Source organism: Roseomonas aerilata DSM 19363 (assembly GCF_000711725.1).
Classification (GTDB): domain Bacteria; phylum Pseudomonadota; class Alphaproteobacteria; order Acetobacterales; family Acetobacteraceae; genus Roseomonas; species Roseomonas aerilata.
In genome coordinates, this window is record NZ_JONP01000001.1 from 387,900 (window position 1) to 411,356 (window position 23,457).

Genomic DNA, 23,457 nt, shown 5'->3' on the forward strand with positions numbered 1-23,457 from the left:
TCAGTTCGCGAGGGCCCGGCGCAGCAGCACGCGGGCGAGGTGAAGGCGATGGGCGGCGGTGACCTCGGCGCCCTCCATGGCGTCGGGGGCGGAAAGGGCGACGCAAGCGGCCTCAGCGCCGCTCTCGACGAGCGCGGCTTCGGCGGCGTGCTGGCGGCGTGGGGCGGGCTCGATGCCGCAGAGGGCGATGCGGGCCTTTGTGACGCGGGCGCCCTCCCGGCGCAGGGCGAGGGCGAGGCCGGCCATGGCATAGTCGCCGTGGCGACGCGAGACCTCGCTGAAGCCATGTGTCCAGCCGGAAGCGATGGCGGGGATTTCCGCGCGGAGGAGGAGTTCGTCGGGCTCAAGTGCCGTCGCGTAGACGCCGCGGAAGAAGGCTTCCGCCGCGATCCGGCGCTCGCCGCGTGCGGAGGCGGCGACGAGGGTGGCGCCGAGGGCGACCATGCAGGCCGGCATCTCGGCTGCCGGATCGGCCAGAGAGATGCTGCCGCCGATCGTGCCGCGGTTGCGGATGGCGGGGTGGGCGACGTGGTGCAGCGCTTCAGTGAGCATCGGCGCCGCCTGCCGCACGAGCGGGGAGGCCAGAACGTCGGCGTGGCGGGCGCGCGCGCCGATCACCAGCAACCCTGCTTCGAGCGAGATACCATCGAGGCCGGGGATGCGGTTGATGTCGAGCAGCAGGCCAGGCCGCGCCATGCGGAGGTTGAGCATGGGCATGAGACTTTGCCCGCCGGCGAGCACCGCCGCCTCCGGCCCGTGCTCGGCGAGCGCGGCGAGGGCCGCGTCCAGCGTCTCGGGGCGGGCGTAGTCGAAGCGAGCGGGCTTCACGGCAGGGTTCCGAGGGCGCGGAGGACGACGGCGGGCGTGATGGGCATCTCCGTTACCGCCGCCCCGCGCGCAGCCAGGGCGTCGTTCACCGCGCAGAGCACGGCGGCGGGGGCGCCGCAGGTGCCGGCCTCGCCCGCGCCCTTGGCGCCGAGGGCGGAACCGGAATAGGGCGTCTCGACGTGGCCGACGGTGATGTCGGGCGCGTTGTCGGCCATAGGCAGAAGGTAGTCGGCGAGCGTGCCGGTCAGGAGCTGGCCGTTGCCGGGATCGTAGCGGCAGGCCTCCAGCAGCGCCTCTCCGATGCCCTGCACCACGCCGCCGCGCACCTGCTCGTCGACCAGCAAAGGGTTGAGGCGCCGGCCGCAATCGCCGACCACCCAGTGGCGCAGCGGGGTCACGAGGCCGGTGTCCGGATCGACCTCCACGAGGCTCGCCTGCAGGCCGTTGGTGGTGAGGAACACATCCTCCTCGCGCCGGAACTGGTGGGTGGCGGTGAATTGCGGCTGGAGGCCGCCCGGCAGCTCGTGGCCACGGAAGAAGACGGTGGCGGCGAGGTCGGCCAGCGCCAGGCGCGGCGTGCCCGTCGCATCCACCACCTGGCCGTCGCGGAGGTCCAGCGCCTCGGGCGTCGTTTGCAGGAGCGAGGCGGCAGCGCCCAGGATTTCGGCGCGCAGCTTGCGGCCGGCGCCCCATGCGGCCTCGCCGCCGATGCCGGCGCCGCGCGAGGCCCAGGCGCCGCCTCCATGCGGGGCATTGCCGGTGTCGCCGGTGTGGATGGTGATGCGGGAGGGGGAAACGCCCACGGCGTCGGCCACCACCTGCACGATCCCCTGCTGGATCCCCTGTCCGATCTCGGCCACCGAGGCGCGGGCGATCACGTCGCCGCCGGGCTCGAGCTGCACCACGACCGTGTCCACGGCGGAGACGGGAATGCCGGCCGGGCCGTAGGCGCCGGGGCCCGAGGCCGTGTACTCGACCACCGCGGCAAAGCCGAGGCCGACCAGCCGGCCCTGTGCGCGCATCGCCGCGATCTCCGCGCGCAGGCTCGGCAGGTCGAGCAGGCGCTCGAACTCCGCGAGGGTGGCGGTGTGGGACAGCTCGGCCATGCGGCCGCCCGCCGGGTTGGTCCAGGGCAACTCCGCCTCTCGGAGCAGGTTGCGGCGGCGGAACTCGAGCGGGTCCTCCCCGCGCGCGGCGGCGGCGAGGTCCACCAGGCGCTCGGTGGTGGCGCAGCCGATCGGGTGGCCCACGGAGCGGTACTGGCCCGTAGGAACCTTGTTCTGCAACACGGATCGAAGGCGCGCGCGATAGGCGTCGAAGCGGTAGGGCGCGCCCACTGTCCGCAAGGCGCTGATCGCCTCCACGGTGGAGGAACGGGGATAGACGGAGTAGGCGCCGAGGCCCTGGATGTCGTCCACGTCGAAGGCGAGAATGCGGCCCTCGGCATCCACGGCCATGCGGGCGCGCATGACGTGCTCGCGCGCGTGGATATCGGCCATCAGCGCCTCGATTCGATCCGAGACCCAGCGCACCGGGCGGCGCAGCAGGCGCGAGGCGGCGCAGATCGCGACCTCATCGGGATAGACGTGCATCTTGATGCCGAAGCCGCCGCCGACATCGCCGGCAATGACGCGCACGCGGCCCATGGGCAGGTCCAGCAGCTCCGCGAGATGCACCTGCATCTGGTGGGGGATCTGGTGGGAGAGGCGGACCTCCAGCGCCTCGGCGGCGGGGTCGTAGCTGGCCAGCGCGCCGCGGGATTCGAGGGGTACGCCGGTATGGCGGGTGAAGACCAGCCGGTCCTCCACCACCAGGGCGGCGCGCGCGAAGGCGGCCTCCACGTCGCCGCCGCCGAACTCGGTTCGCCAGGCGAGGTTGGAGGGGAGACCCTGATGCACGGCGGGCGCATCCGGCTCCAGCGCGGCGACGGGGTCGGTGGCGGCGGGCAACTCGTCCCAATCGATGCCGATCAGCTCCAGCGCGTCCTCCGCGATGGCGCGGGAGGCGGCGAGGACGAGGGCGACGGGCTCACCCTGGTAGACCGCGCGCTCCCGGGCTAGCGGGCCCTGCACGGGCGAGACGAGGCCAGCGAAGGCGAGAGACTGGGTGCGCCAGGAGCGGCAGGCGGGGACGAGGTCCTCGGCGGTGAGGACCGCACGCACGCCGGGCAGGGTGCGGGCCGCCTCGCGGTCGGAGATGCGGAAGGCGGCGTGTGGGAAGGGGCTGCGGAGGAAGGCAGCGTGCAGCTCGCCCTTCGCCGCGTGGTCGTCCAGGTAGCGGCCGCGGCCCTCAACGAGGCGGCGCGTGGCCGCGCGGGGCAGGGAGCGGCCGATCCAGCCGTCGTCGGGGAGCGTTTCGTTCATGTGAGGGAGTGCAGGCCCAGGGCGGCGGGGATGGCGAAGACGAGGATGGGCACGAAGGCGATCACCAGCGCCACCACCAGCATGGTGAGAAGATACGGCAAGAGATGCCGGCTGAGGTCGGGCAGCGTCGCACCGCTGATGCCGAGGATGATGTAGAGGCCCACCCCCAGCGGCGGGGTGAAGAGGGCGATGCCCATCACCGTCGTCATCACCGTGCCGTAGTGCAGCAGGTCGATGCCCAGTTCCCGCGCGATGGGGACGAAGACGGGAATGAGCATGAGCATGCCCGGGATTCCGTCCAGCAGCGCGAAGAGGACGAGGAAGACGAGGATGCTGAGGATCATGAAGACGGTGCGCCCGCCGCCGACCGAGGCGATGAGGCCGGCGAGCGCCTGCGGCACGCCTTCCACCGCCATCAGCCAGGCGAGTATGTTGGCGCCGGCGATCATCAGCATGACGGCACCCGTTGCGACGCCGCTCCGCACGAGGGCGCGGGCGAGGAAGGCGGGCGTGATCTCCCGGTACAGGAAGCCGCCGGCGATGGCGGCATAGGCGACGGCGACCACCGCCGCCTCGGTGGGCGTGAACAGGCCGCCGAGGATGCCGCCGAAGATGATCACGGGCAGCAGCAGCGCCCAGGCGGCGCCGCGCACCGCGCGCAGGCGCTCGCGCCAGGGAAGGCGCGGCTCCGGCACGATGCCGCTGCGCCGCTCCTCGATGCGGAGCTGGATCATGAGGGCGCCGGCCATGACGAAGGCCGGCAGGAAGCCGGCGGCGAAGAGGGCTGCGATGGAGGTGTTGGTGACGCTGCCGTAGACGACCATGGTGAGGCAGGGCGGCACGAGGATGCCCATGCCGGCGGCGGCCGCGACGATGGCGCCGGCCCGGGCGGCGGTGTAGCCGCGCTCCTTCATCGAGGGGATCATCACGGCCCCGACCGCCGCGGCATCGGCGTTGGTGGAGCCGGAGATGCCGGAGAAGAGCATCATCGCGACCACCACGACGTTGCCCAGGCCCCCGCGAAGGTGTCCCACGAGGCCGGTTGCGACGGCGATGAGGCGGCGGGAGATGCCGCCCGTCTCCATCAACTCACCCGCCAGGATGAAGAACGGGATGGCGAGGTAGGTGAAGCTGTCGATGGCGCCGAAGGTGCGGCTGGCGACGATGCTCATCGGCACCCCTTCCAGCAGCCAGAGGCCGATGGCGGCGGCGGCGCCGAGGGCGAAGGCGATGGGCGTGCCGATGGCAACGAAGACGAGGAAGGCCGAGAGGATCGCGGTCACCCGACGCCCTCCGGTAGCGGAGTGTCCGCGGGCGGCCGCTCGCGTAGCAGGCCGGCCAGGAGGTGGAAGAGCATGAGGGCAGCCCCGACGGGGATGGCGGCATAGGGCAGGGCCATGCCGATGGGCAGGGTGGCGGAATCCTGCAGCGCGGCCTGGGCGGTCTCGTCCAGCCCGGTGCGGAGGAGGATGAGGAGAAAGCCCGCGCCGATGACCACCGCTACCCCGCGCGCGATGGCGCGCGGCACCGGGTCCAGGCGCTCCAGCAGCGCGTCGAGGGCGTAGTGCGCGCCCTCGCGCGTGGCGAGCGCCGCGCCGACGAGGCTGACCCAGACGAAGAGGTAGCGTGCAGCCTCCTCCGACCAGATCAGCGGCTCGTTGAAGGCGTAGCGCGCGATGACCTGGGCGAGGGTGACGCCCGTCATCGCCGCGACGAGCAGGCCGAGGACGAGAGCTTCCAGCATCGCCAGCCAGCCGTCCAGCCGGGCGACGAACCGTTTCAGGATAAGCACCCGATCAGCCGACCGTCGCGACGATGCGGTCCACGAGCGGCTTGCCGAGGCGCTCCTCAAACTGGTCATAGGTCTTGCGGCCGGCCTCGCGGAAGGGGGCGAGGTCAGGCTGCGTGACGTTCACGCCGGCGGCGCGGATCGCCTCCATCGCGCCCGAATCCTTCGCGCGGCGGTCCTCGGCCACGGCGCGGCGCCCCTCAAGCGAGGCCTTGCGCATTACGGCCTTCAGATCCTCGGGCAGGCGGGTCCAGTTGCGCTCGCTCATGACGAAGGTGTTCACGAGCATCATGTGGTTGGTGATGGCGAGGTTGCGCGCGACCTCCAGGTGGCGGGAGGTGAGGAAGGTGACGTTGTCGTTCTCCGCGCCGTCGAGCACGCCCTGCTGGAGGGCGGTGTAGACCTCGCCGAAGGCCATCGGCGTCGGCGCGGCGCCGAGGCCGCGGAAAAGGGCGATGAAGGAGGGATTGGGGATCACGCGGATCTTCATCCCGCGCAGGTCGGCCACGGCGTTGACCGCCTTGCTGCGCGTGTAGATGTTGCGGAACGTCACCTCCCAGAAGTTCACGACGCGCAGGCCGGAGGCGGCGGCGCGGCGCACCAGCTCCTCCTCGACCACGGGGCCGTCCAGCAGGCGGAAGGCGGCGGCCTCGTCCGCGACGAGGTAGGGCAGGTCGAGCACGCCGAACTGCGGCACGAAGGTAACCATGCTGGCGGAGGCATCGATGATGCCGTCGAGCACGCCAGCCTGGACGTTCTGCCACATCTCCCGCTGCGCGCCGAGCTGGCTGGACGGGAAGAGGTTGATCTTCAGCCGCCCGCCGCTCTCGGCCTCCGCCACCTCGGCCATGCGGCGCGCACCGACGAGGATGGGGTGCTGCGGGTCGAGCGCGCTGCCGATCCGGAGCGTGCGGACATCCTGCGCGCCGGCCGGGCGCAAGAAGGGGGCGGCGAGCGCCGTGGCGAACAGGGAGCTGGCGGTGCGGCGCTTCATCGGGTCTTTCCTCGTTCCGTGCGGCGCCTCGCGCATGCAGGGATCGTGCCTCCATGCGCGAGCCGAAGTCATTCTCGCGCAGGGAACGAGGGATGCCCTGATCGGCGGTTCTCGCCAAGGGGGCAAGGCGTCGCGCGCGGGCCGTTCCCCGGGCGCGACGAAGCCGGAACTCAGATGACGCTCGACCACTCCGCGGGAGCGAGGCGGTAGCCGTTCCCCTCCTTCAGCACCGTGCCATTGGCCGGGAAGGACCAGTGGTAGGCGGTGCAGCGGATGCGGTCCGCCGAGATGCGGTCAAAGAGGCGGCGGCGTGTGGCCTCGGCCAGGTTCGGGTCCATGTCGAAGATCACGTGCCAGCCGGGATTCGTCAGGTTGAACTCGGGGCGCGTGGTGAGGTCACCGAGGATCATCGCCTGCGCGTTACCGTCGGAGAGATGGTAAGAGGTGTGGCCGGGCGTGTGGCCCGGTGTCTCCATCGCGCGCAGTCCCGGCAGGATCTCGGCGCCGTCGGCGATGCGCTCCACCTTGCCCTCGTAGGGGGCGAAGCGGCGGCGGACATTGGCGAAGGCAGGGCGCATGGCCTCGGGGGCGCGGCTCGCTTGGCCCTCGTCCATCCAGAAGGCCCACTCCTTCTCGGGCACGATGATGCGGGCGCGCGGGAAGGCGGCATTGCCGGCGCCGTCGAGCAGGCCACCGATATGGTCGCCGTGGAAGTGGGTAAAAACAATCATGTCGATCGTGGTCGTGTCGATCCCGGCCGCCGCGAGGTTGGCGCCGAGCTGGCCGACGCGGCTGTCCGCCGCCGTCTGCGGCCCGTTGCCGGTGTCGAACATGACCGTGCCGCGCGGGGTGCGGAGAACGGTGATGGTGAAGGGGTTCACCAGCCGCGAGGGATCGAGGCCCTGTGCGCGCATGGAGGCCGCAACCTCCTCCGGGGATGCGTTGCGGACGAAGCCCTGGGTCGGGTCGGGGCGCACGGCCTGGCCGTCATGCACCATGGTGACCAGCGACTGGCCGACTCGGAACCGGTAGAAGCCGGGCGCCTGCGTGGGCGCCAGGCCAGCCGGTGCCGGGGCGGGCGCCGGTGCCGCTGACTGCGCCCAGGCGGTGGAGAGCAGGGCGGGCGCGGCGAGCCCCGTTGCGAGCAGCGTGCGTCGATCCATTGGTCCGTTCCCCTTGGGTGTGGGGAACAGTTTTGGATGCGCGCGCCGCGGTCAAGGGGCGCGCGAAAGTGTAACGACGGCCTCCACCTGCGAGGACCAGAGGAACTGGTCGATCGCGACGGCCCGCTCCACCCGCCAGCCCGGCGCGCGGGCGAAGGCGGTGAGGTCGCGCGCGAGGGCGGCGGGGTTGCAGGAGACATAGATCACGCGCGGGACGGTGGAGCGCGCGAGGATCGCCACCTGCTCCGCCGCGCCCGCAAAGGGCGGGTCCAGCACGAGGGCCGCAGCGCCGTTCAGCTCGGGGGCGAGCAGCGGCTGGCGGGCGAGGTCGCGGCGGGCGGCCTTGATCCGCGCGCCTGCACGACCGGCGGCGCTGTTCAGGGCCGTAACGGCCTCCTGCGCGCCCTCGAAGGCCTCCACCCGGCCGCGCGCGGAGAGGGGGAAGGAGAGGGTGCCGTAGCCGGCATGCAACTCGATGATCCGCGGCTTGCCCGGCATGCGCCGCGGCAGGCCCTCGAGCACGGCGGCGACGATGGCGGCCTCGCCCTCCGGCGTTGCCTGGAGGAAGGCCCCGGGGGCGACAGGAAGGTCCACGCCCGAGAGGCGCGCGAGGGAGGGGCCGTTCTGCGCGGCCACTTCCGGCGCCTCGCGGCCGCTCTCGCGGGACCAGGCAATGCGGGGCAGGCCGGCTTCCGTGGCCAGGGCGGCGAGGGTCGCGCGGTCCTTCGTGCCCAGGGGGCCATCTGTGCGCAGCCATAGGTCCGGGCCCGTCCCGAGCAGGTTCACCATGGCCGAGCCGACGCGATGAAGGGCGGCGAGGCGCGTCATCGTCGCGCGCAGTGGATCGAGCAGAGCGAGGATGCGTGGGTGCAGGACGTGGCATTCGCGCATGTCGAAGGGATCGGCCGCGCCGCGCGCGTGGAAGCCGATGGTGATGCCCTCCGGCCCGCGGCGGATGGCAAGGTCCGCACGGCGGCGGGTGTTGGGCGGGCTCGGGACGACTGGGGCGACCTCGATGCCGGGAAAGCCGCCGCGCGCGATGGCCTCCGCCACGCGGGCGGATTTCCAAACGGCGACGGCATCGCCGGCCCAGTGCTGTACGACGCAGGCGCCGCAGGTGCCGAAATGCGCGCAGGGCGGCGCCACGCGGTCGGGAGAGTGAGTCTCGATGGCCGAAAGGGTCGCTGCGCGGCCCTCGCCGCGGGCGGGGCCGGGCTCGGCCTCCACCACCTCGCCGGGCAGGGTGAAGGGGATGAAGACGGGGCGGCGCGCCTCGTCATGCGCGATGCCGTCGCCGGCCGCGCCGATGGCCTCGATGGTCAGGCGCATGGGGTGTTCCCGAAAAGCGAAGGGGCGGCCCCGCGAGGAGCCGCCCCTTCCGGCCGGATCCCTTGAGGGATCAGCCGAAGGCGTTGAGGCCGGTCTGCGCGCGGCCGAGGATGAGGGCGTGCACGTCATGCGTGCCCTCGTAGGTGTTCACGGTCTCAAGGTTCATGACGTGGCGGATGACGTGGTACTCGTCCACGATCCCGTTGCCGCCGTGCATGTCACGGGACACGCGGGCAATGTCGAGCGCCTTGCCGCAGTTGTTGCGCTTCATCATGGAGATCATCTCCGGCGCGGCCTTGTGCTCGTCGAAGAGGCGGCCGAGGCGCAGCACGCCCTGTAGGCCGAGGGTGATCTCGGTCTGCATGTCCGCGAGCTTCTTCTGGATGAGCTGCGTCTGGGCGAGGGGCTTGCCGAACATCTTGCGGCCGAGCGTGTACTCGCGGGCCGCGTGCCAGCAGAATTCGGCGGCGCCCAGCGCGCCCCAGGCGATGCCGTAGCGGGCGCGGTTGAGGCAGGAGAAGGGGCCGGCGAGGGACTTCACGCCCGGCAGGCGGTTCTCCTCCGGCACGAAGACCTCGTCCATCATGATCATGCCGGTGGTCGAGGCGCGGAGGGACATCTTGCCCTCGATCTTCGGCGCGGTGAGGCCCTTCATGCCCTTCTCGAGGATGAAGCCGCGCAGCACGCCCTCGTCGTCCTTCGCCCAGACGACGAAGACATCCGCGATCGGGGAGTTGGTGATCCAGGTCTTGGAACCGGAGACGAGGTAGCCGCCATCGACCTTCTTCGCACGCGTGCGCATCGAGTTCGGGTCGGAGCCGGCATCGGGCTCCGTCAGGCCGAAGCAGCCCACCCACTCGCCGGTGCGGAGCTTGGGCAGGAACTTGTCCTTCTGCGCCTCGGAGCCGAAGGCGTGGATCGGGAACATGACGAGCGAGGACTGCACGGAGAAGGCGGAGCGATAGCCGCTGTCCACCCGCTCAACCTCGCGGGAGATGAGGCCGTACGAGACGTAGCCGACGCCGGCGCAGCCGTGGCTGTCGAGCGTCGCGCCCAGGAAGCCCATCTCGCCGAACTCGTTCATGATCTCCCGGTCGAAATGCTCGTTCCGGTTGCCCATGAGGATGCGGGGCATGAGCTTGGACTGGCAGAACTCGCGCGCGGCGTCGCGGATCATCCGCTCGTCCTCGGTGAGCTGCTCCTCGAGCAGGAGGGCGTCGTCCCACACGAAGGTGCCCATCTTGCTCGGGACGCGGACCTGCGGAGCCTCCGGCATGACCTGGGTGACGACGTTCATCTCTGCGTTCCTCTCTTGCCGTGCAGATCTTGCGAACTGGCTGGCGCGCATCCTGCCCCAGAAGGAGTGGATCGCGCCATGCCGAGGAGGGGAGATGGGCCCCTCCCCACGCGAAGGTCAGGCCGCTTCGGCCTCGTCCGCGTGGCGGCGGGGGCGCGGCACGGGGATGAGCATGAAGGCCGGGGTGGCGTCGCCGAAGCCAACGACGGGCGGGCCGAGGTCGTCCGAACGATGGCGGTAGGCCTCACGGCGGTTGTCGCGCTCGGCGCGGCGGGGGCGGTCCTCGGAGGACCAGTCGCGGCCGGCGTCGCGGTTCACCTCGTCCAGCACGCGGTCACCGGAGCGGCCCTCGCGCCGGGCATCGCGGTCGTTCCGCGGGCGGTCCTCGCGCGGCCGTTCCTCGCGGACCCGGTCCTCACGCGGCCGTTCCTCGCGGACCCGGTCCTCACGGCGCGGGGCGCGCTCCTCTCGGAAGCCGCCGGCCTCGCGGGGGGGGCGGGCCTCCCGCTCCTCGCGGGGCGGGCGAGCAGCCTCCTCGCGACGCGGGCGGTCGCGCCCGGCGTCGCCGCCGCGCTCGCGGCGCGGCTCGCCCCGGCCGCGCTCGCCACGGCCGGCATCGCGGCCCCCGCGGGCGCCGCCGCGGCCCCGGCCGCGGGAGGACTTCAGCCCCTCCTGGATCTCCTCGGGGGTCACGGGCTCCAGACCCTCGATCGTCATCGGCGGGATCGGGCGGCCGGTCAGGCTCTCGACCGCGGCGACAGCCTTCGCCTCGTCGGCGGTGGCGAGCGTGTAGGCATGGCCCTCGCGCCCCGCGCGGCCCGTGCGGCCGATGCGGTGCACGTAGTCCTCGGCATGGAAGGGCACGTCGAAGTTGAAGACGTGGGAGAGGCCGCCGATGTCGATGCCACGGGCCGCCACGTCCGAGCAGACGAGGAGCTGCAGCTCGTTCGCCTTGAACTTCTCGAGGGTCGCGAAGCGCATGGACTGGGCGAGGTCGCCGTGCAGGGCGCCAACGCTGAAGCCGTGGCGCTTGAGGCTCTTGTAGAGGATGTCGACGTCAACCTTGCGGTTGCAGAAGATAAGGGCGTTCTGCACCTGCTGGCTCTTGATCAGGCGGCGCAGGGCCTCGCGCTTATCGCGCTCCTGCACCCAGATCAGGCCCGCGGTGATCGTGGTGGCGACCGAAGCGGGAGCGGAGACGGTGATCTCGCGCGGGTTCTGCAGGAAAGCGTCGGCCAGGCGGCGGATCTCGGGTGCCATAGTCGCGGAGAAGAACAGCGTCTGGCGCAGCCGGGGCAGCAGCGAGACGATGCGCTCGACATCCGGGATGAAGCCCATGTCGAGCATCCGGTCGGCTTCGTCGATCACGAGGACCTTGCAGTCCGCCAGAAGGATGCGACCCCGGTCGAAAAGATCGAGCAGGCGGCCCGGGGTGGCGATGAGGACGTCCACGCCCTTCTCGAGCACGGTCCTCTGCTCATCCATGCTCTCGCCGCCGATGAGCAGCGCGTGGGTGAGGGAGAGGTGCTTGCCGTACTTCACGAAGTTTTCGGCCACCTGGAGCGCCAGTTCGCGCGTCGGCTCCAGGATGAGGCTCCGCGGCATGCGGGCCTTGGCACGGCTGCCGGCGAGGATGTCCAGCATCGGCAGGGTGAAGCCGGCGGTCTTGCCGGTGCCGGTCTGAGCGCAGCCGAGCACGTCCCGGCCCATGAGCACGACGGGGATCGCCTGCTCCTGGATCGGGGTGGGGTGGACATAGCCGGCTTCGGAGACGGCCTGGAGGATGGGATCGGAGAGGCCGAGATCGGCGAAGGTCACGGGCGGGGTGCCGGTGTCCTCCTCCTCGAACTCTTCGTCCTCCTCGCTGGCGGACTCGGCGTCCTCCTCTTCCAGATCGGCCGCCTCGGGCTCGTCGCGGCCGGCCTCGGCGGGCTCGCCCATCTCCATCGCGCGGATGTCGCCGGCGGCGAGGTCGGGGGTGGCCTCCTCCTCGGGCTCGTCGTTCATCGCGACGACGGGCTCGGCGACCTCGAAGGCGGCCGGCTGATCCTCGAAACCGGCGGAGCTGCCCTCGCCCACGGGGTCGCCGTCGGCGGCGCCGAGAACGGAGCCAGCCGCGCCCGCTTCGGGCACGGCTTCGGGCGCGCGGTCCTGCGGCGAGGTGCCGTCGGCGGGAAGGGGCTGGTCGTGGTCGGTCGCGGGGTCGGTCAAGCGTGAATTCCTGTGCCGCCATCCGGCCGGCTGCGGCGGTTACGGCGGTAGTCTGGCGGAGGGCCCCGGTGGGGGCCTGGGGTCGGGCGCGGGCGGCGTGCCGGAGGCGCCCGGCCGGTGGTCCGGCGTGGCGCGTCCGTTCCGGGCCGCGCGACACGCAGCCGCTCGCGCGCGATATGCGCCCGCAACGGCCGCGATGCAAGAAGAGAGGCGTGGCGCGATGGCCAGTGGTGGCGTGACGGCAGCGTTGCGCGCGGCCCAACCGCTGGTTAGCACGGGCGATGCCCTGTCCGCCACTGATCCTCCTTCCCGGCCTGCTCTGCGATGCGCGGCTCTGGCGCGACCAGGTTGCGGGGCTGGCCGATCTGGCGGAGCCGGTGGTCGCGGACCTCACCCTCGATTCGAGCCTGGAGGAGATGGCGGCGCGGGTGCTGTCGCTCGTGCCGGGGCGCTTCGCGCTCGCCGGGCTCTCCATGGGCGGCTACGTCGCGCTCGAGATCATGCGGCGGGCCGGGGAGCGGGTGGAACGCCTCGCCCTGTTCGACACCTCAGCCCGCGCGGATACGGAGGAGGCGGCGCGGCAGCGACGCGGGTTGATGTCGCTGACGCGGCGCGGCGCCTTCCGGGGCGTGACGCCGCGGCTGCTGCCCCGCCTGCTGCACCCCGCGCATCTCGAGGGGCCGCTCGCGGCCGAGGTTAGGGGGATGGCCGAGCGCGTGGGACGCGACGCCTTCCTGCGGCAGCAGGAGGCGATCCTCGGGCGCCCGGATTCGCGTGGCGATCTTGCGCGGATCGCCGTGCCCACTCTCGTTGCGGCCGGCGAGGCGGACGTGCTGACGCCGCCGGACCTCGCGCGGGAGATCGCGGCGGGCATCCCGGGCGCCGCGCTTCACCTGCTGCCGGGCTGCGGGCACCTGCCGAGCATGGAGGCGCCCGAAGCGGTGACGGCTCTGTTGCGGGATTGGCTCGCCGTGCCCCTTCAAGGCGTGCCGGAGGCGACCTAACTCCCCCTCATGAGCAAGGTCAGGCGCATTCTCCTCGTGGCGGCGCTGCTGGCGTCGGCGCTCCCCCTTTCCGCGCCGGCGGAGGCGCGCGGTGGGGTCTTCCTTGGGTTCGGCGTCGGGGTGCCCGTTTATCCTGCCTATCCCTACGCCTACCCGCCGCCGGCCTATTACGTGCCGCCTTATCCAGCCTATGCGGCGCCCTATCCCGCACCTTACACCGCCTATGTGGCGCCGCGTCCGGTCGGGCAGGCCTGCTATGCCGGGGCCTATGTCTGCCCGCTTGAACGCCCCATGGCGGCGGGTGACGCCTGCGCTTGCCCGGCGATGAACGGGCAGCGGGCCTGGGGGCGTGTCGGGAACTAGGCCGGGGTCGGCGGGGCGTTCTTCGGGAAGGCGATGGCCTGGACGCGGTTCGTCCACGCGGGTCCCTTCACACGGCTTGGTGCCGGTGAGCCGCAACCGGTACGAAGCGGTGGTGTGCCGGCTGCGTGGAAACCGCGGGGCTGTGCCGGGCCTTATTCCCGCGGAGGAAGCAGCCGCACCCATGACCAGCGCCAGCCTTGCCGAGACACGGGACGACGCCGCGGAGAGCATCGTCGAGCCGCGAGAGGCGGCGCGGGCGGCGGGGTTGCGCTATGTGAGCGATACCCGGCCCGGCATTCGGCGCGAGGCGAAGGGTGATGGCTTCGTTTACTACGACGCCGCGGGAAAAGCTGTACGGGACGAGGCGACGCTGGAGCGGATCCGCTCGCTCGCCATCCCGCCCGCCTACACGGATGTCTGGATCTGCCCGCAGGCGAACGGCCATATCCAGGCCACCGGGCGCGACGCGCGCGGACGCAAGCAGTACCGTTACCATCCCCGCTGGCGCGAGACGCGGGACGCGACGAAGTACGAGCACATGGCGGAGTTCGCGGCTGCGCTGCCGGCCATCCGCGCCCGCGTCTCGGCCGACCTGCGGCGCAAGGGCCTGACGCGGGAGAAAGTGCTGGCCACCATCGTGCGCCTGCTTGAGACGACGCTCATCCGTGTCGGCAACGACGACTACGCGAAGGAGAATGGGTCCTTCGGACTGACCACGCTGCGCAACCGCCATGTCTCCGTAAAAGGAGAGACGATGCGCTTCGCCTTCAAGGGCAAAAGCGGGAAAACTTGGCGCCTTGGCGTGCAGGACCGCCGCGTAGCGCGGGTGGTGCGGGAGTGCCAGGACCTGCCGGGTCAGGAGCTCTTCGCCTACCCCGCCGAGGATGGTGCGTTGCATGACGTGACCTCGGGCGACGTGAACGACTACCTGCGCGAGGTTTCCGGGCGCGACATCACGGCGAAGGACTTCCGCACCTGGGCGGGGACGGTGATGGCGGCCCTCGCCTTGCGGGAGTTCGAGGCCTTCGACACCCAGGCTGCGGCGAAGCGCAACGTCCGGGCCGCGATCGAGCGGGTATCGTCGCGGCTGGGGAACACGCCCACGGTCTGCCGCAAGTGCTACGTCCACCCGGATCTCCTGGACGGTTACCTGGAGGGCAAGCTCGTGCTGCAGATGGCCGAGCGGGCGGAGGAGGAGCTGCGCGAGGATTTGGAGGACCTGCGGCCCGAAGAGGCGGCAGTCCTGGCACTACTGGCGCACCTGAAGGCAGGCAAGGCAGCCGCACCGGTGAAGCGAGGCGGGACGAAGCGCTCACGCCACTAGGCAGGCGGAGGGATGCCAGTTTGGGTGCTTCCCTGTGGTTATCTTATAACATCACGTGGTGCGGTGCGCAGGATTTCAAGTTGGGCGGGGATGCGACCTGGACGGCGCGGTTCGACGTGGTGAACCTGCTGGACAAGACCTACCTCATCCGCGACGACACCGGGATCGGGATGGGCACGCCGCAATACGGCACGCGGCGCGGCTTCTTCGTGGGGCTGCCGCGCAGCCTCTGATCGGTGCCGGCCGGGGAGGGGGCCTCCCCGGCCGGGCCCGGCTCAGCCGTGCTGCGTCTCGCTGTCCATGTGGAGGAGCTGCGAGGCCGGGTAGCGGGCGCCGGCCGCCGCGCCCGCGGGGATGGCACCCTCGATGGAGGCGAGCGTCGCCTCGTCGAGCGCGAGGTCGGCGGCGCCGAGCGCTTCCTCCAGCCGATCTCGCCGGCGGGCGCCGACGAGGGGCACGATGTCCTCCCCGCGCGAGGCGACCCAGGCGATGGCGAGTTGGGCGGTGGTGACGCCGCGCTCCGCCGCGATGGCGCCCAGGGCTTCCGCCAGGGAGAGGTTGCGGTCGAGGTTCTCGCCCTGGAAACGTGGGCTGATGGCGCGGAAGTCGCGGGCGCCGCTGCGGTCCTTCGACCAGTGCCCGCTGATCAGCCCGCGGGAGAGCACGCCATAGGCGGTGACGCCGATGCCCAGCTCCCGGCAGGTGGGCAGGATATCGCTCTCGATGCCGCGGGAGAGAAGGGAGTACTCGATCTGCAGGTCGGCGATCGGGTGGACGGCATGAGCGCGGCGGATGGTGGCGAAGCCCACTTCGGAAAGCCCGATGTGGCGGAGATGACCCTTCTCGACCATCTCGGCCATGGCGCCGACCGTCTCCTCGATCGGTACGTCCGGGTCGAGTCGGGCAGGGCGGTAGATGTCGATGTGGTCAGTGCCGAGGCGCTGGAGGGTATAGGCGAGAAAGTTCTTCACGGCTGTCGGGCGGGAGTCGTAGCCGGCCCAGCCGCCATCGGGATCGCGCAGGGCCCCGAACTTGACGCTGATCTGGAGGCCGTCCCGCTGGAGGCTGCGCAGGGCCTCGCCGATCAGCATCTCGTTATGGCCCATGCCGTAGAAGTCGCCGGTGTCGAGGAGGGTGATGCCGCGCTCCACGGCCATGGCGATCGTCGCCAGGCTCTCGGTACGGTCGGCGGGACCGTAGAAGTCGGACATGCCCATGCAGCCGAGGCCGAAGGCGGAGACGAGGGGGCCAGTACGGCCGAGGCGGCGCTGCTTCATGGCTTGGTTCCTTGCCGGTTGAGGTGCACGGGATATGCGCCAGGCCACGCGAAGGCTTAATCCCGTATGATCAGCATGATGCGTTCGGGAATCGCGAAGAATGAGAGCGTCGCTGGAGGATTTGGAACTGCTGGCAGCGGTGGCGCGCCTCGGCAGTTTCCGCGCGGCGGCGCTGGAAGCGGGAATATCGCCTTCAAGCGCCACGGAGCGGATCCGGGCGCTGGAGGACCGGGTGGGGGCGCGGCTGCTGAACCGGACCACCCGCAGCGTGGCGGCGAGCGAGGCGGGGAGGGCGTTGTTGGCACGGCTGGGGCCAGCGCTCGGCGAAATCCAGGCGGCGCTGGACGAGGCTGGGCGGGCGGCGGATGCGGTGTCGGGCACGTTGCGGATCAACGCGCCGCCACCGGCCGCTCAGCTTGTGCTGGCACCACTGCTCGCACCTTTCCTCGCACGGCACCCGCGTGTGGTGGTGGAAGTCGCGTCCGACAGTGGCTTCGTGGACATCGTGCGGGAGGGCTTCGACGCCGGCGTGCGCTACGGGGAGAGCCTGGCGCGGGACATGATCGCGGTGCGCCTGGGCGGGCCGCAGCGCTACGTGCTCGTGGCCTCGCCGACGCTGGTCGCGCGCGTGGGCGTACCCTCCGGCCCACGGGCGCTTCTCGGCCTGCCTTGCATCCGCACGCGGTTCAGCAGCGGCACCATGCTGCCTTGGGAGTTCGAGCGTGAGGGAGAGGTGGTGACCATCCGGCCGGAAGGGCCGGTGATCGCAGGGGACGGTCAGGTCGGGCTGGCGGCGGCCATGGACGGGCTGGGCTTCTACGCAACCTTTGAGGGCTGGGCGCGGCCGCATCTGGACTCAGGGCGGCTGGTTTCCCTGCTGGATGAATGGCTGCCGCCCTTCGAGGGGCCGTTTCTCTACTATCCCTCGCGCCGCCATATGCCGGCGGCGCTCAGGGCTTTCGTAGACTTCCTGCGTGCCCGGGGCTGAGGCGGCTCAGACGTCCACCTCCGCCTCGTCCAGCTTCGACGCATTTTCCTGGATGAAGCGGAAGCGCAGCTCGGGCTTGCGGCCCATCAGCGCCTCGATCAACTCGGCCGTCTCCGCGCGGGCGTCCTGTGGCAGGACGACGCGGAGGAGGGTGCGCTTCTTCGGGTCCATCGTCGTCTCCTTGAGGGAGGCGGGCGGCATCTCGCCGAGACCCTTGAAGCGGCTGACCTCGACCTTCTGGTTCGCCTTGAACTCGCGCTTCAGGATGCGCTCCCGGTCGGCGTCGTCGCGGGCGTAGATCGACTTCGCGCCGTGCTGGAGGCGATAGAGCGGGGGCTGGGCGAGGAAGACCTTTCCCTCGCGCACCAGCGCCGGCAGCTCCTTGTAGAAGAAGGTCATCAGCAGGGCCGCGATATGGGCACCGTCCACGTCCGCGTCCGTCATGACGATGATGCGGCCGTAGCGGAGGCGCGCCAGGTCGAAGCGGTCGCCGACGCCGCAGCCGAGCGCCTCCACGAGGTCGCGCAGCTCCTGGTTGCCACGCAGCTTTTCGGTGCTGGCGGAGGCGACGTTCAGGATCTTGCCACGCAGCGGCAGCACGGCCTGGGTGACGCGGTCGCGCGCCTGCTTGGCGGAACCGCCGGCGGAGTCGCCCTCCACCAGGAAGAGCTCGGTCGTCTCGGCGTTTTCGGAGGAGCAGTCGGCGAGCTTGCCGGGCAGGCGGAGCTTGCGCGTTGCGGTCTTGCGCGGGGTGTCCTTCTGCTCCTTGCGGCGGATGCGTTCCTCCGCGCGCTCGATCGCCCAGGCGAGGAGGTTGTCGGCGTTGCGGGTGTCGCCGGTCAGCCAGTGGTCGAAATGGTCGCGCAGCCCGCTCTCGACGAGGCGGGCGGCCTCGGGGGAGGTGAGCTTGTCCTTCGTCTGGCCCTGGAACTGCGGGTCGCGCACGAAGACCGAGACCATGCCGGCGAGGCCGCCGAAGAGATCCTCGGCCGTCACCGCCGCGGCGCGCTTCTCCTTGCGCAGCTCACCGTAGGCGCGGAGGCCCTTCACCAGCGCCGCGCGGAAGCCGGCCTCATGCGTGCCGCCCTGGGGCGTGGGGATGGTGTTGGCGTAGGTGGAGAGAAAGCCCTCGCCCTGCTCGATCCAGGTGGCCGCCCATTCGGCGCGGCCGGCACCGCCTGGGAAGGTGGTCTCGCCCGCCCAGGGGGTGGGGATGACGGCCGGCTTGCCCTCGATCGCGGCGGCCAGGTAGTCGCTGAGGCCGCCCGGGAAGTGCAGGGTGGCCTGGGCCGGGGTCTCGTCCTTGATGAGGCGCGGGTCGCAGGACCAGCGGATCTCCACGCCCCTATAGAGATAGGCCTTGGAGCGGCAGAACCGGTAAAGGCGTGCCGCCAGGAATTGCTGCTTGCCAAAGATGTCGGGGTCCGGCCGGAAGCGGATGGTGGTGCCGCGGCGGTTGTGGACGGGGCCGGCGTTCTTCAGCTTGCCCAGCGGCTTTCCGCGCGAATAGGACTGGGTGAAGAGGGTACGGTCGCGCGCGACCTCGACGTCCATCCGCTCGGAGAGGGCGTTCACTACCGAGGAGCCGACGCCGTGCAGGCCGCCCGAGGTGTCGTAGGCCTTGCCCGAGAACTTGCCGCCCGAGTGGAGGGTGGTGAGAATCACCTCCAGCGCGGAAAGCTTGGGAAACTTCGGGTGCGGGTCCACCGGGATGCCGCGGCCGTTGTCGCGCACCGTCAGCCAGTTGTCGGGCTCGAGCGTGACCTCGATGCGGTCGGCATGGCCTGCCACCGCCTCGTCCATGGCGTTGTCGATCACCTCGGAGGCGAGGTGGTGGAGCGCGTTCTCGTCGGTGCCGCCGATATACATGCCGGGGCGGCGCCGAACCGGCTCCAGGCCCTCCAGCACCTCGATGTCGGCGGCGGAGTAGGATTGCGGGGCGAGGCCCTTGGGGCGTCCGCCGAAGAGATCGTTCATGACTTGTTCTGGTCCCCTGGCCCAAAATAGCCATCCGGGGGGCCATATGCAACCGCCGCCGCAACCCTCTCGGGCCGCGGCGGCGGGGGTGTTACTCCTGGGCCGCTAGGGGCTCAGTTCTTGCCCTGAAGATGGGCCTCGATCATCCAGAGGGACTTGTCGACCACGCGGGAGACCTGGGTGAGGAGGTCCGAGGTATCGGCGTCGCCGGCCTCGTCCGTGGTGTCGATGCCCTCGCGGAGGGCCTTGGCGAGTTCGGCATAGCGCTCGGCGAGAGCCTGGCAGTGATCCAGCCCGTCGAGGAGCTTCGCGTCGTAGGGCGTCAGGCGGGTGCGGGAGCCGACACCCTGGGTCGTGCCGTCGGGGATGCCGCCCAGCTGCACGGCGCGCTCGGCCAGCTCGTCCGACTGCTCCGAGAGGAGGCCGTAGAACTCCTCGAACATCTTGTGCAGGCCGTAGAAGTGGCTGCCCTTGACGTTCCAGTGGGCCTGGCGGGTCGCGTTGGTGGCGTCGATCGTGTCCGCCAGAACCGCGTTCAGCGTGGCGATGCTGACCGCCTTGGCGTTGCCGGGGGTGTCGTTCCGGGTGTCGAGCTGGACCTTGTCGGACTGGGTCTTGGCCATTCGGGACTCCTTCGCGTGGGCTTTGATGGCGGGCAGGATGTGGGATGCTGCCCGCGCCTGGAAAGCCGAATGCTGATGGAGGGGGAAGGTTGCGGGCGCCGCCCTGGGCTGCCGCCGCCGCATGGCGCAGGGCAGGGCGACATGGACGGCCGTTGGGTCGCCAGGGCGGCGCTGGTTCGGCGCCTAGGGCGTGGTAGGCTCCGGGCGGGGCGGGTAGGCATTCTGCCTTGCCGGCCGATGAAACGGGAGGAACGATCATGACGACGAACCGTCGCGAGATGCTCGGCGCTGCGCTGCCCCTGGGGGCTGCCGGCCTAGTGGCGGCCTCGGGCGCGGCCCGGGCTCAGGTGGCGAGCGCGCCACGGACCCTCTTCGAGGTGCCGCAGGTGACCGTTCCGGTGGTCGGGAGCGAGGCGCGCTTCCCCGTGCGCCGCATCTACTGCATCGGCCGCAACTACGCCGCTCATGCGCGGGAGATGGGTTCGGACCCGAACCGCGAGCCGCCCTTCTTCTTCCAGAAGCCGACCGACGCGATCCAGTTCGTGGCGCCGGGAACGGTGGGTGACCATCCCTATCCTTCGCTCACGAAGAACTACCACTATGAGGTGGAGCTGGTGGCCGCGCTGAAGTCGGGCGGGCGGAACATCCCGATCAATGCGGCACTTGACCATGTCTATGGCTATGCGCTCGGCCTCGACATGACGCGGCGGGATCTGCAGCGCGCGCTCGGCGACGAGAAGAAGCCATGGGAGATCGGCAAGAGCTTTGACCGCTCGGCGCCGATCGGGCCGATCCACCCGGTGGAGGCGACGGGGCACTTCAAGGAGGGGGCGATCTCGCTGGCCGTGAACGGCACGGTGAAGCAGAACTCCGACCTGAAGAACATGATCTGGAGCGTGGCCGAGCAGATCTCGAGGCTTTCCGAGGCCTTCGAGCTCAAGGCCGGCGACATCATCTATTCCGGGACGCCGGAGAATGTGGGACCGGTGGTCGCCGGGGATACGATCCTCTGCAAGATCCAGGGCCTGCCCGACCTTTCCGTGCGGATCACCCCGCCGCTCGCGTAAAGCTGGGGCGCGGCCACCGGGCGGAAGCCCGGCGGCCACGCCTCGTTCCTGCGGGAGGCAAGAGGGTACAGGGCGGGTTCGCGCGAGCGGCCCGGCAGGCGGATCGCATCGTCTCCTGTGGCCCGTGAAGGCGCTTTTTCCTCCCTGGCAGTCCGTTGCGGCAGCCGTGACATTCCCGCGATGCCGTGGCGGCCAATCTTGTTGCCGGATGAATCCTCGGGCTAGGGGAGGTGCATGACCCTCTTGGTCCTTTTCGCCACGGATTATCTTGACGTGGCGCAGGGCAATGGCGGGGGTGAGCGGAACACGCATGAGCTGTGCCTCGCCTTCCAGGCCGCGGGCGACGAGCCGGCGGTCTCCTGCGACCTGCGGATGAATGGATCTCTCCTCGTCTGGTCGAGCCGACTGCGGCGGAAGCTGGCGCCCGGGCGCGAGTACAGCCGGGATCGCAGCCTCGGCTATCTGGCCTGCCGCGGCTGAGACCAATCGCGCATCGGCGAGTTTGTGGCGCGCTTCCGGCCGGACGTCGTCGTGGTGCGGCCGACCCATCCGGAGCCGCTGATACCGGCGCTTGCCCCCACCAGCACGCGCTGGACGGCGACTTCGCCAACTGCCGGACCGACCACCAGGACCCCGTGAAGCCCGCCGTGCCCTGCTTCGAGGCGGCGGAGGCCGGGGGGCCGCCGAGTTGCAGCCCGGCGCTGACGCGCTGCATCATCCTCGACGGGCTGCATCTCGGTACCTGCCTCATCGCACGCGCCCTGATCGGAGAGCGCCGCTTCGACCCGGCCGTGCAGTTCGGCGAGGACCTGCTGTTCCTGGCCAAGCTCTCCCTTCTCGCCGGGGCGGACCGCGCGCCGGGGCTCTCCTGTCTCTGCCGGCGCGAGCATGAGAGCATGATGTACTCGCCCGCGCTGCTGACCGACCGCTTCGCCACCGGTCCGCGCGCGGGGTACCGGGACCGGGAACTGCGGCCCTTCCGGCGCGAGTACCGCTGGGCGCTCTACGACATCTGCAAGGACCTCGCAGTGAACAACCTGCTCAACGGGCGGCGGGGTAGTGCGCTTCGCTTCGCTCTGCGGGCACTCCTTCTCGACCCGCGAGAGCTGGGCGACCTCGGGCGCTTCCTTGCCCTGCTGCCGCGCGGTCGCCACGACGACGCGCTGGCGCAGGGGGCGCGACGCTACAGCAAGCGCGAGCAGGTGGTGCTTACCGGCCTCTAGCGGCGCGTGGCGGCGCGGATGAGGACGGCCTCCTGGCCAGCCCTCCGACGCCGCGCGCCCTCGTCCTCGACGCGAGCTTCCCTGCGCGAGGATGCTGGTGCTTCAGTCTTGGAAGCGGCCCTCGACCCACCGGGCGTGGGCGAAGAGCGCTGGGTCCCCCTCCGCAAAGCCGAGTATCTGGAGGCCGAGAGGCAGGCCTTCCGCCTGAAGGACAGGCAGGGTCACCACGGGCACGCCGAGCATCGAGCCGGGCACCACGAAGATCGGGTTCCCGGTGGAGCCCAGCCCGACCGGCGCGGCGCCGGGGGCGGTGACGCTGACCACCGCGTCGCAGCGGGCGGCCAGGGCGGCGTAGGCGGCACGCGCGGCGGAGCGGCGGGCGAGGAGGGCGACATAGTCGTCGCGCGTCATCTTCCGGCCGAGCTCCGCGCGCTCGTGCACAGAGGCGCTCAGGCCGGCCGGGTCGCGGTCGAGGAAGGCGCCGATGGGCCAGCGCCACTCCCAGGCATTGATCCCAAGCGTGATGTCGCGCGCCTCGGCCGTCGCCGTCTCGACCGCGGCGAGCTCAGGGCAGGTCTCGGGTTCCAGGATCTCGATACCGCCCGCGCGCAGGCGTTCGAGGGCAGCTTCCAGCGCCTCGCGGGCGGAGGGCTCCAGGCCGGACCAGCCGGCGGTGCGCAGCAGGGCGAGGCGCGCGGGGCGCTGCGCCTCGGGCGGCGAGAGTGGACCGCCGAGACCGGCATAGCCGGGATCGCCACCCACGCGCTCGGCCATGGCGCGGGCCAGCACCCAGGCATCCTCCAGGCTGGCGGCGATGGTGCCGGTGCAGCTCTGGCTGAGCATGTCGAGACTGCCGCCGCGATTGATGCCGCCGACCGTCGGCTTGAAGCCGTAGGTGCCGCAGAAGGCGGCCGGGCGGATGATGGAGCCGACCACCTGGGTGCCAAGCGCGCCCGCGACGATCCCCGCGGCCACCGCGGCGGCCGAGCCGCTGCTGCTGCCGCCGGGGGTGCGGCTCGTGTCCCAGGGATTGCGCGTGCCGCGAGGCTCGCTGCCGGCAAACTCCGTCGTCACGGTCTTGCCCAGGATCACGGCGCCCGAAGCACGCAGGGCCCAGGCGCCGGCGCCGCTGAAGCGCGGCTGGTAGCCGTCGTAGAGCGGGGAGCCCATTCCCGTGACCATGTCGTCCGTCTCAAGGATGTCCTTCACGCCAACGGGCATGCCGTCGATCGCGGAGAGCGGTCGGTTGTCACGCCACCGGATCGTCGCCGCATCGGCCTGTCGGCGCGCGCCCTCCACATCGACGACGGTGAAGGCGCCGATGCGGGGTTCCCAGCGCTCCAGCTCCTCCAGGCACTCCTCGAGGAAGGCGCGCGGGGTGTCGGCGCCCGCGGAGAAGCCGCCGCTGCGCGACAGGAAGGGACGCCGCCGCGGTGTCGCCGAGGGGATGCTGTCCATGCTTGCACTCCTTAAGGAAGGCGGACCCGTCCGAAGCCCCTGCCACGGCAATGCGCCGGGACCTCTCGCCCGGGAGGATAGGGCCCCGGGAGGATAGGGCACGGAGCGCGCGGAGCAATTGCCGTGCCCCGGACCTGACGCGGCAAGCGGGCGCGGCCACGGAACGATCGTTCGAGCCC

Annotated in this window: 21 protein-coding genes; 8 read left to right on the top strand and 13 right to left on the bottom strand. The window is 71.2% G+C overall.

Annotated features, from left to right (window positions below; translation table 11 throughout):
- From BO39_RS01860 to BO39_RS01900, 9 genes are all read right to left on the bottom strand, one after another.
- Positions 1-828, bottom strand: a complete 828-nt coding sequence (locus BO39_RS01860; RefSeq protein ID WP_043829357.1) for an FAD binding domain-containing protein — start codon at positions 826-828, stop codon at positions 1-3.
- Positions 825-3,191 carry a xanthine dehydrogenase family protein molybdopterin-binding subunit gene (locus BO39_RS01865; RefSeq protein WP_043829359.1) on the bottom strand — a complete coding sequence of 789 codons (2,367 nt, stop codon included), beginning with the start codon at positions 3,189-3,191 and terminating at the stop codon, positions 825-827. Before BO39_RS01865 ends, BO39_RS01860 begins: the two co-directional genes overlap by 4 nt.
- On the bottom strand, positions 3,188-4,474 hold the full coding sequence (locus BO39_RS01870) for a TRAP transporter large permease (RefSeq protein ID WP_043829361.1): 1,287 nt from the start codon (positions 4,472-4,474) through the stop codon (positions 3,188-3,190). Before BO39_RS01870 ends, BO39_RS01865 begins: the two co-directional genes overlap by 4 nt.
- A complete protein-coding gene (locus BO39_RS01875) occupies positions 4,471-4,983 on the bottom strand; it encodes a TRAP transporter small permease (RefSeq protein WP_052401310.1) in 513 nt (170 codons plus the stop codon). Before BO39_RS01875 ends, BO39_RS01870 begins: the two co-directional genes overlap by 4 nt.
- Positions 4,984-4,987: 4 nt before the next feature.
- Positions 4,988-5,974 carry a TRAP transporter substrate-binding protein gene (locus BO39_RS01880; RefSeq protein ID WP_043829364.1) on the bottom strand — a complete coding sequence of 329 codons (987 nt, stop codon included), beginning with the start codon at positions 5,972-5,974 and terminating at the stop codon, positions 4,988-4,990.
- Positions 5,975-6,144: 170 nt separating this feature from the next.
- Positions 6,145-7,137 carry an MBL fold metallo-hydrolase gene (locus BO39_RS01885; RefSeq protein WP_043829366.1) on the bottom strand — a complete coding sequence of 331 codons (993 nt, stop codon included), beginning with the start codon at positions 7,135-7,137 and terminating at the stop codon, positions 6,145-6,147.
- 51 nt (positions 7,138-7,188) lie between these two features.
- The gene (locus BO39_RS01890; protein WP_211257347.1) at positions 7,189-8,466 is read right to left on the bottom strand and encodes a class I SAM-dependent RNA methyltransferase; all 1,278 of its coding nucleotides are present in this window, start codon (positions 8,464-8,466) and stop codon (positions 7,189-7,191) included.
- Between the two features lie 70 nt (positions 8,467-8,536).
- The gene (locus BO39_RS01895) at positions 8,537-9,742 is read right to left on the bottom strand and encodes an acyl-CoA dehydrogenase (protein WP_169742719.1); all 1,206 of its coding nucleotides are present in this window, start codon (positions 9,740-9,742) and stop codon (positions 8,537-8,539) included.
- 138 nt (positions 9,743-9,880) lie between these two features.
- Entirely contained in the window at positions 9,881-11,710 is a 1,830-nt protein-coding gene (locus tag BO39_RS01900; RefSeq protein WP_084697797.1) for a DEAD/DEAH box helicase, read from the bottom strand.
- 545 nt (positions 11,711-12,255) lie between these two features.
- On the opposite strand from BO39_RS01900, the gene BO39_RS01905 reads away from it, so the two are divergent.
- The 4 genes from BO39_RS01905 to BO39_RS32380 all read left to right on the top strand — a co-directional run bounded on the left by BO39_RS01905 (position 12,256) and on the right by BO39_RS32380 (position 14,898).
- Complete coding sequence (locus BO39_RS01905) at positions 12,256-12,978, top strand: alpha/beta fold hydrolase (RefSeq protein ID WP_043829369.1); 723 nt, start codon at positions 12,256-12,258, stop codon at positions 12,976-12,978.
- Between the two features lie 9 nt (positions 12,979-12,987).
- Positions 12,988-13,341 carry a hypothetical protein gene (locus tag BO39_RS01910; protein ID WP_052401311.1) on the top strand — a complete coding sequence of 118 codons (354 nt, stop codon included), beginning with the start codon at positions 12,988-12,990 and terminating at the stop codon, positions 13,339-13,341.
- A 181-nt stretch (positions 13,342-13,522) separates the two neighbouring features.
- Positions 13,523-14,665: a DNA topoisomerase IB gene (locus BO39_RS01915; protein WP_052401312.1), complete on the top strand. Its 1,143-nt coding sequence runs from the start codon at positions 13,523-13,525 to the stop codon at positions 14,663-14,665.
- Between the two features lie 80 nt (positions 14,666-14,745).
- Entirely contained in the window at positions 14,746-14,898 is a 153-nt protein-coding gene (locus BO39_RS32380) for a hypothetical protein (RefSeq protein ID WP_156963375.1), read from the top strand.
- A 42-nt stretch (positions 14,899-14,940) separates the two neighbouring features.
- On the opposite strand, the gene BO39_RS01920 is transcribed toward BO39_RS32380, so the two are convergent.
- Positions 14,941-15,942, bottom strand: a complete 1,002-nt coding sequence (locus tag BO39_RS01920; protein WP_043829371.1) for an aldo/keto reductase — start codon at positions 15,940-15,942, stop codon at positions 14,941-14,943.
- Between the two features lie 100 nt (positions 15,943-16,042).
- On the opposite strand from BO39_RS01920, the gene BO39_RS01925 reads away from it, so the two are divergent.
- The gene (locus BO39_RS01925) at positions 16,043-16,930 is read left to right on the top strand and encodes a LysR family transcriptional regulator (protein WP_043829373.1); all 888 of its coding nucleotides are present in this window, start codon (positions 16,043-16,045) and stop codon (positions 16,928-16,930) included.
- Between the two features lie 6 nt (positions 16,931-16,936).
- Here BO39_RS01925 and parE read toward each other — a convergent pair whose 3' ends face one another.
- Complete coding sequence (gene parE / locus BO39_RS01930) at positions 16,937-18,907, bottom strand: DNA topoisomerase IV subunit B (protein WP_043829375.1); 1,971 nt, start codon at positions 18,905-18,907, stop codon at positions 16,937-16,939.
- Positions 18,908-19,020: 113 nt separating this feature from the next.
- Positions 19,021-19,530, bottom strand: coding sequence for a DNA starvation/stationary phase protection protein Dps (dps, locus tag BO39_RS01935; RefSeq protein ID WP_043829377.1), 510 nt, complete (start codon positions 19,528-19,530; stop codon positions 19,021-19,023).
- A gap of 257 nt (positions 19,531-19,787) precedes the next feature.
- Here dps and BO39_RS01940 point away from each other — a divergent pair, with 257 nt between their 5' ends.
- The 3 genes from BO39_RS01940 (at position 19,788) to BO39_RS01950 (ending at position 21,820) form a co-directional block, all read left to right on the top strand.
- The gene (locus BO39_RS01940; protein ID WP_043829378.1) at positions 19,788-20,597 is read left to right on the top strand and encodes a fumarylacetoacetate hydrolase family protein; all 810 of its coding nucleotides are present in this window, start codon (positions 19,788-19,790) and stop codon (positions 20,595-20,597) included.
- Positions 20,598-20,831: 234 nt separating this feature from the next.
- Positions 20,832-21,077, top strand: a complete 246-nt coding sequence (locus BO39_RS01945) for a hypothetical protein (protein WP_043829379.1) — start codon at positions 20,832-20,834, stop codon at positions 21,075-21,077.
- Positions 21,078-21,232: 155 nt separating this feature from the next.
- Positions 21,233-21,820: a hypothetical protein gene (locus BO39_RS01950; RefSeq protein WP_043829380.1), complete on the top strand. Its 588-nt coding sequence runs from the start codon at positions 21,233-21,235 to the stop codon at positions 21,818-21,820.
- A gap of 102 nt (positions 21,821-21,922) precedes the next feature.
- Here the strand turns inward: BO39_RS01950 and BO39_RS01955 are convergent, their stop codons facing one another.
- Positions 21,923-23,278, bottom strand: coding sequence for an amidase (locus tag BO39_RS01955; protein ID WP_043829381.1), 1,356 nt, complete (start codon positions 23,276-23,278; stop codon positions 21,923-21,925).
- Positions 23,279-23,457 lie beyond the last annotated feature (179 nt).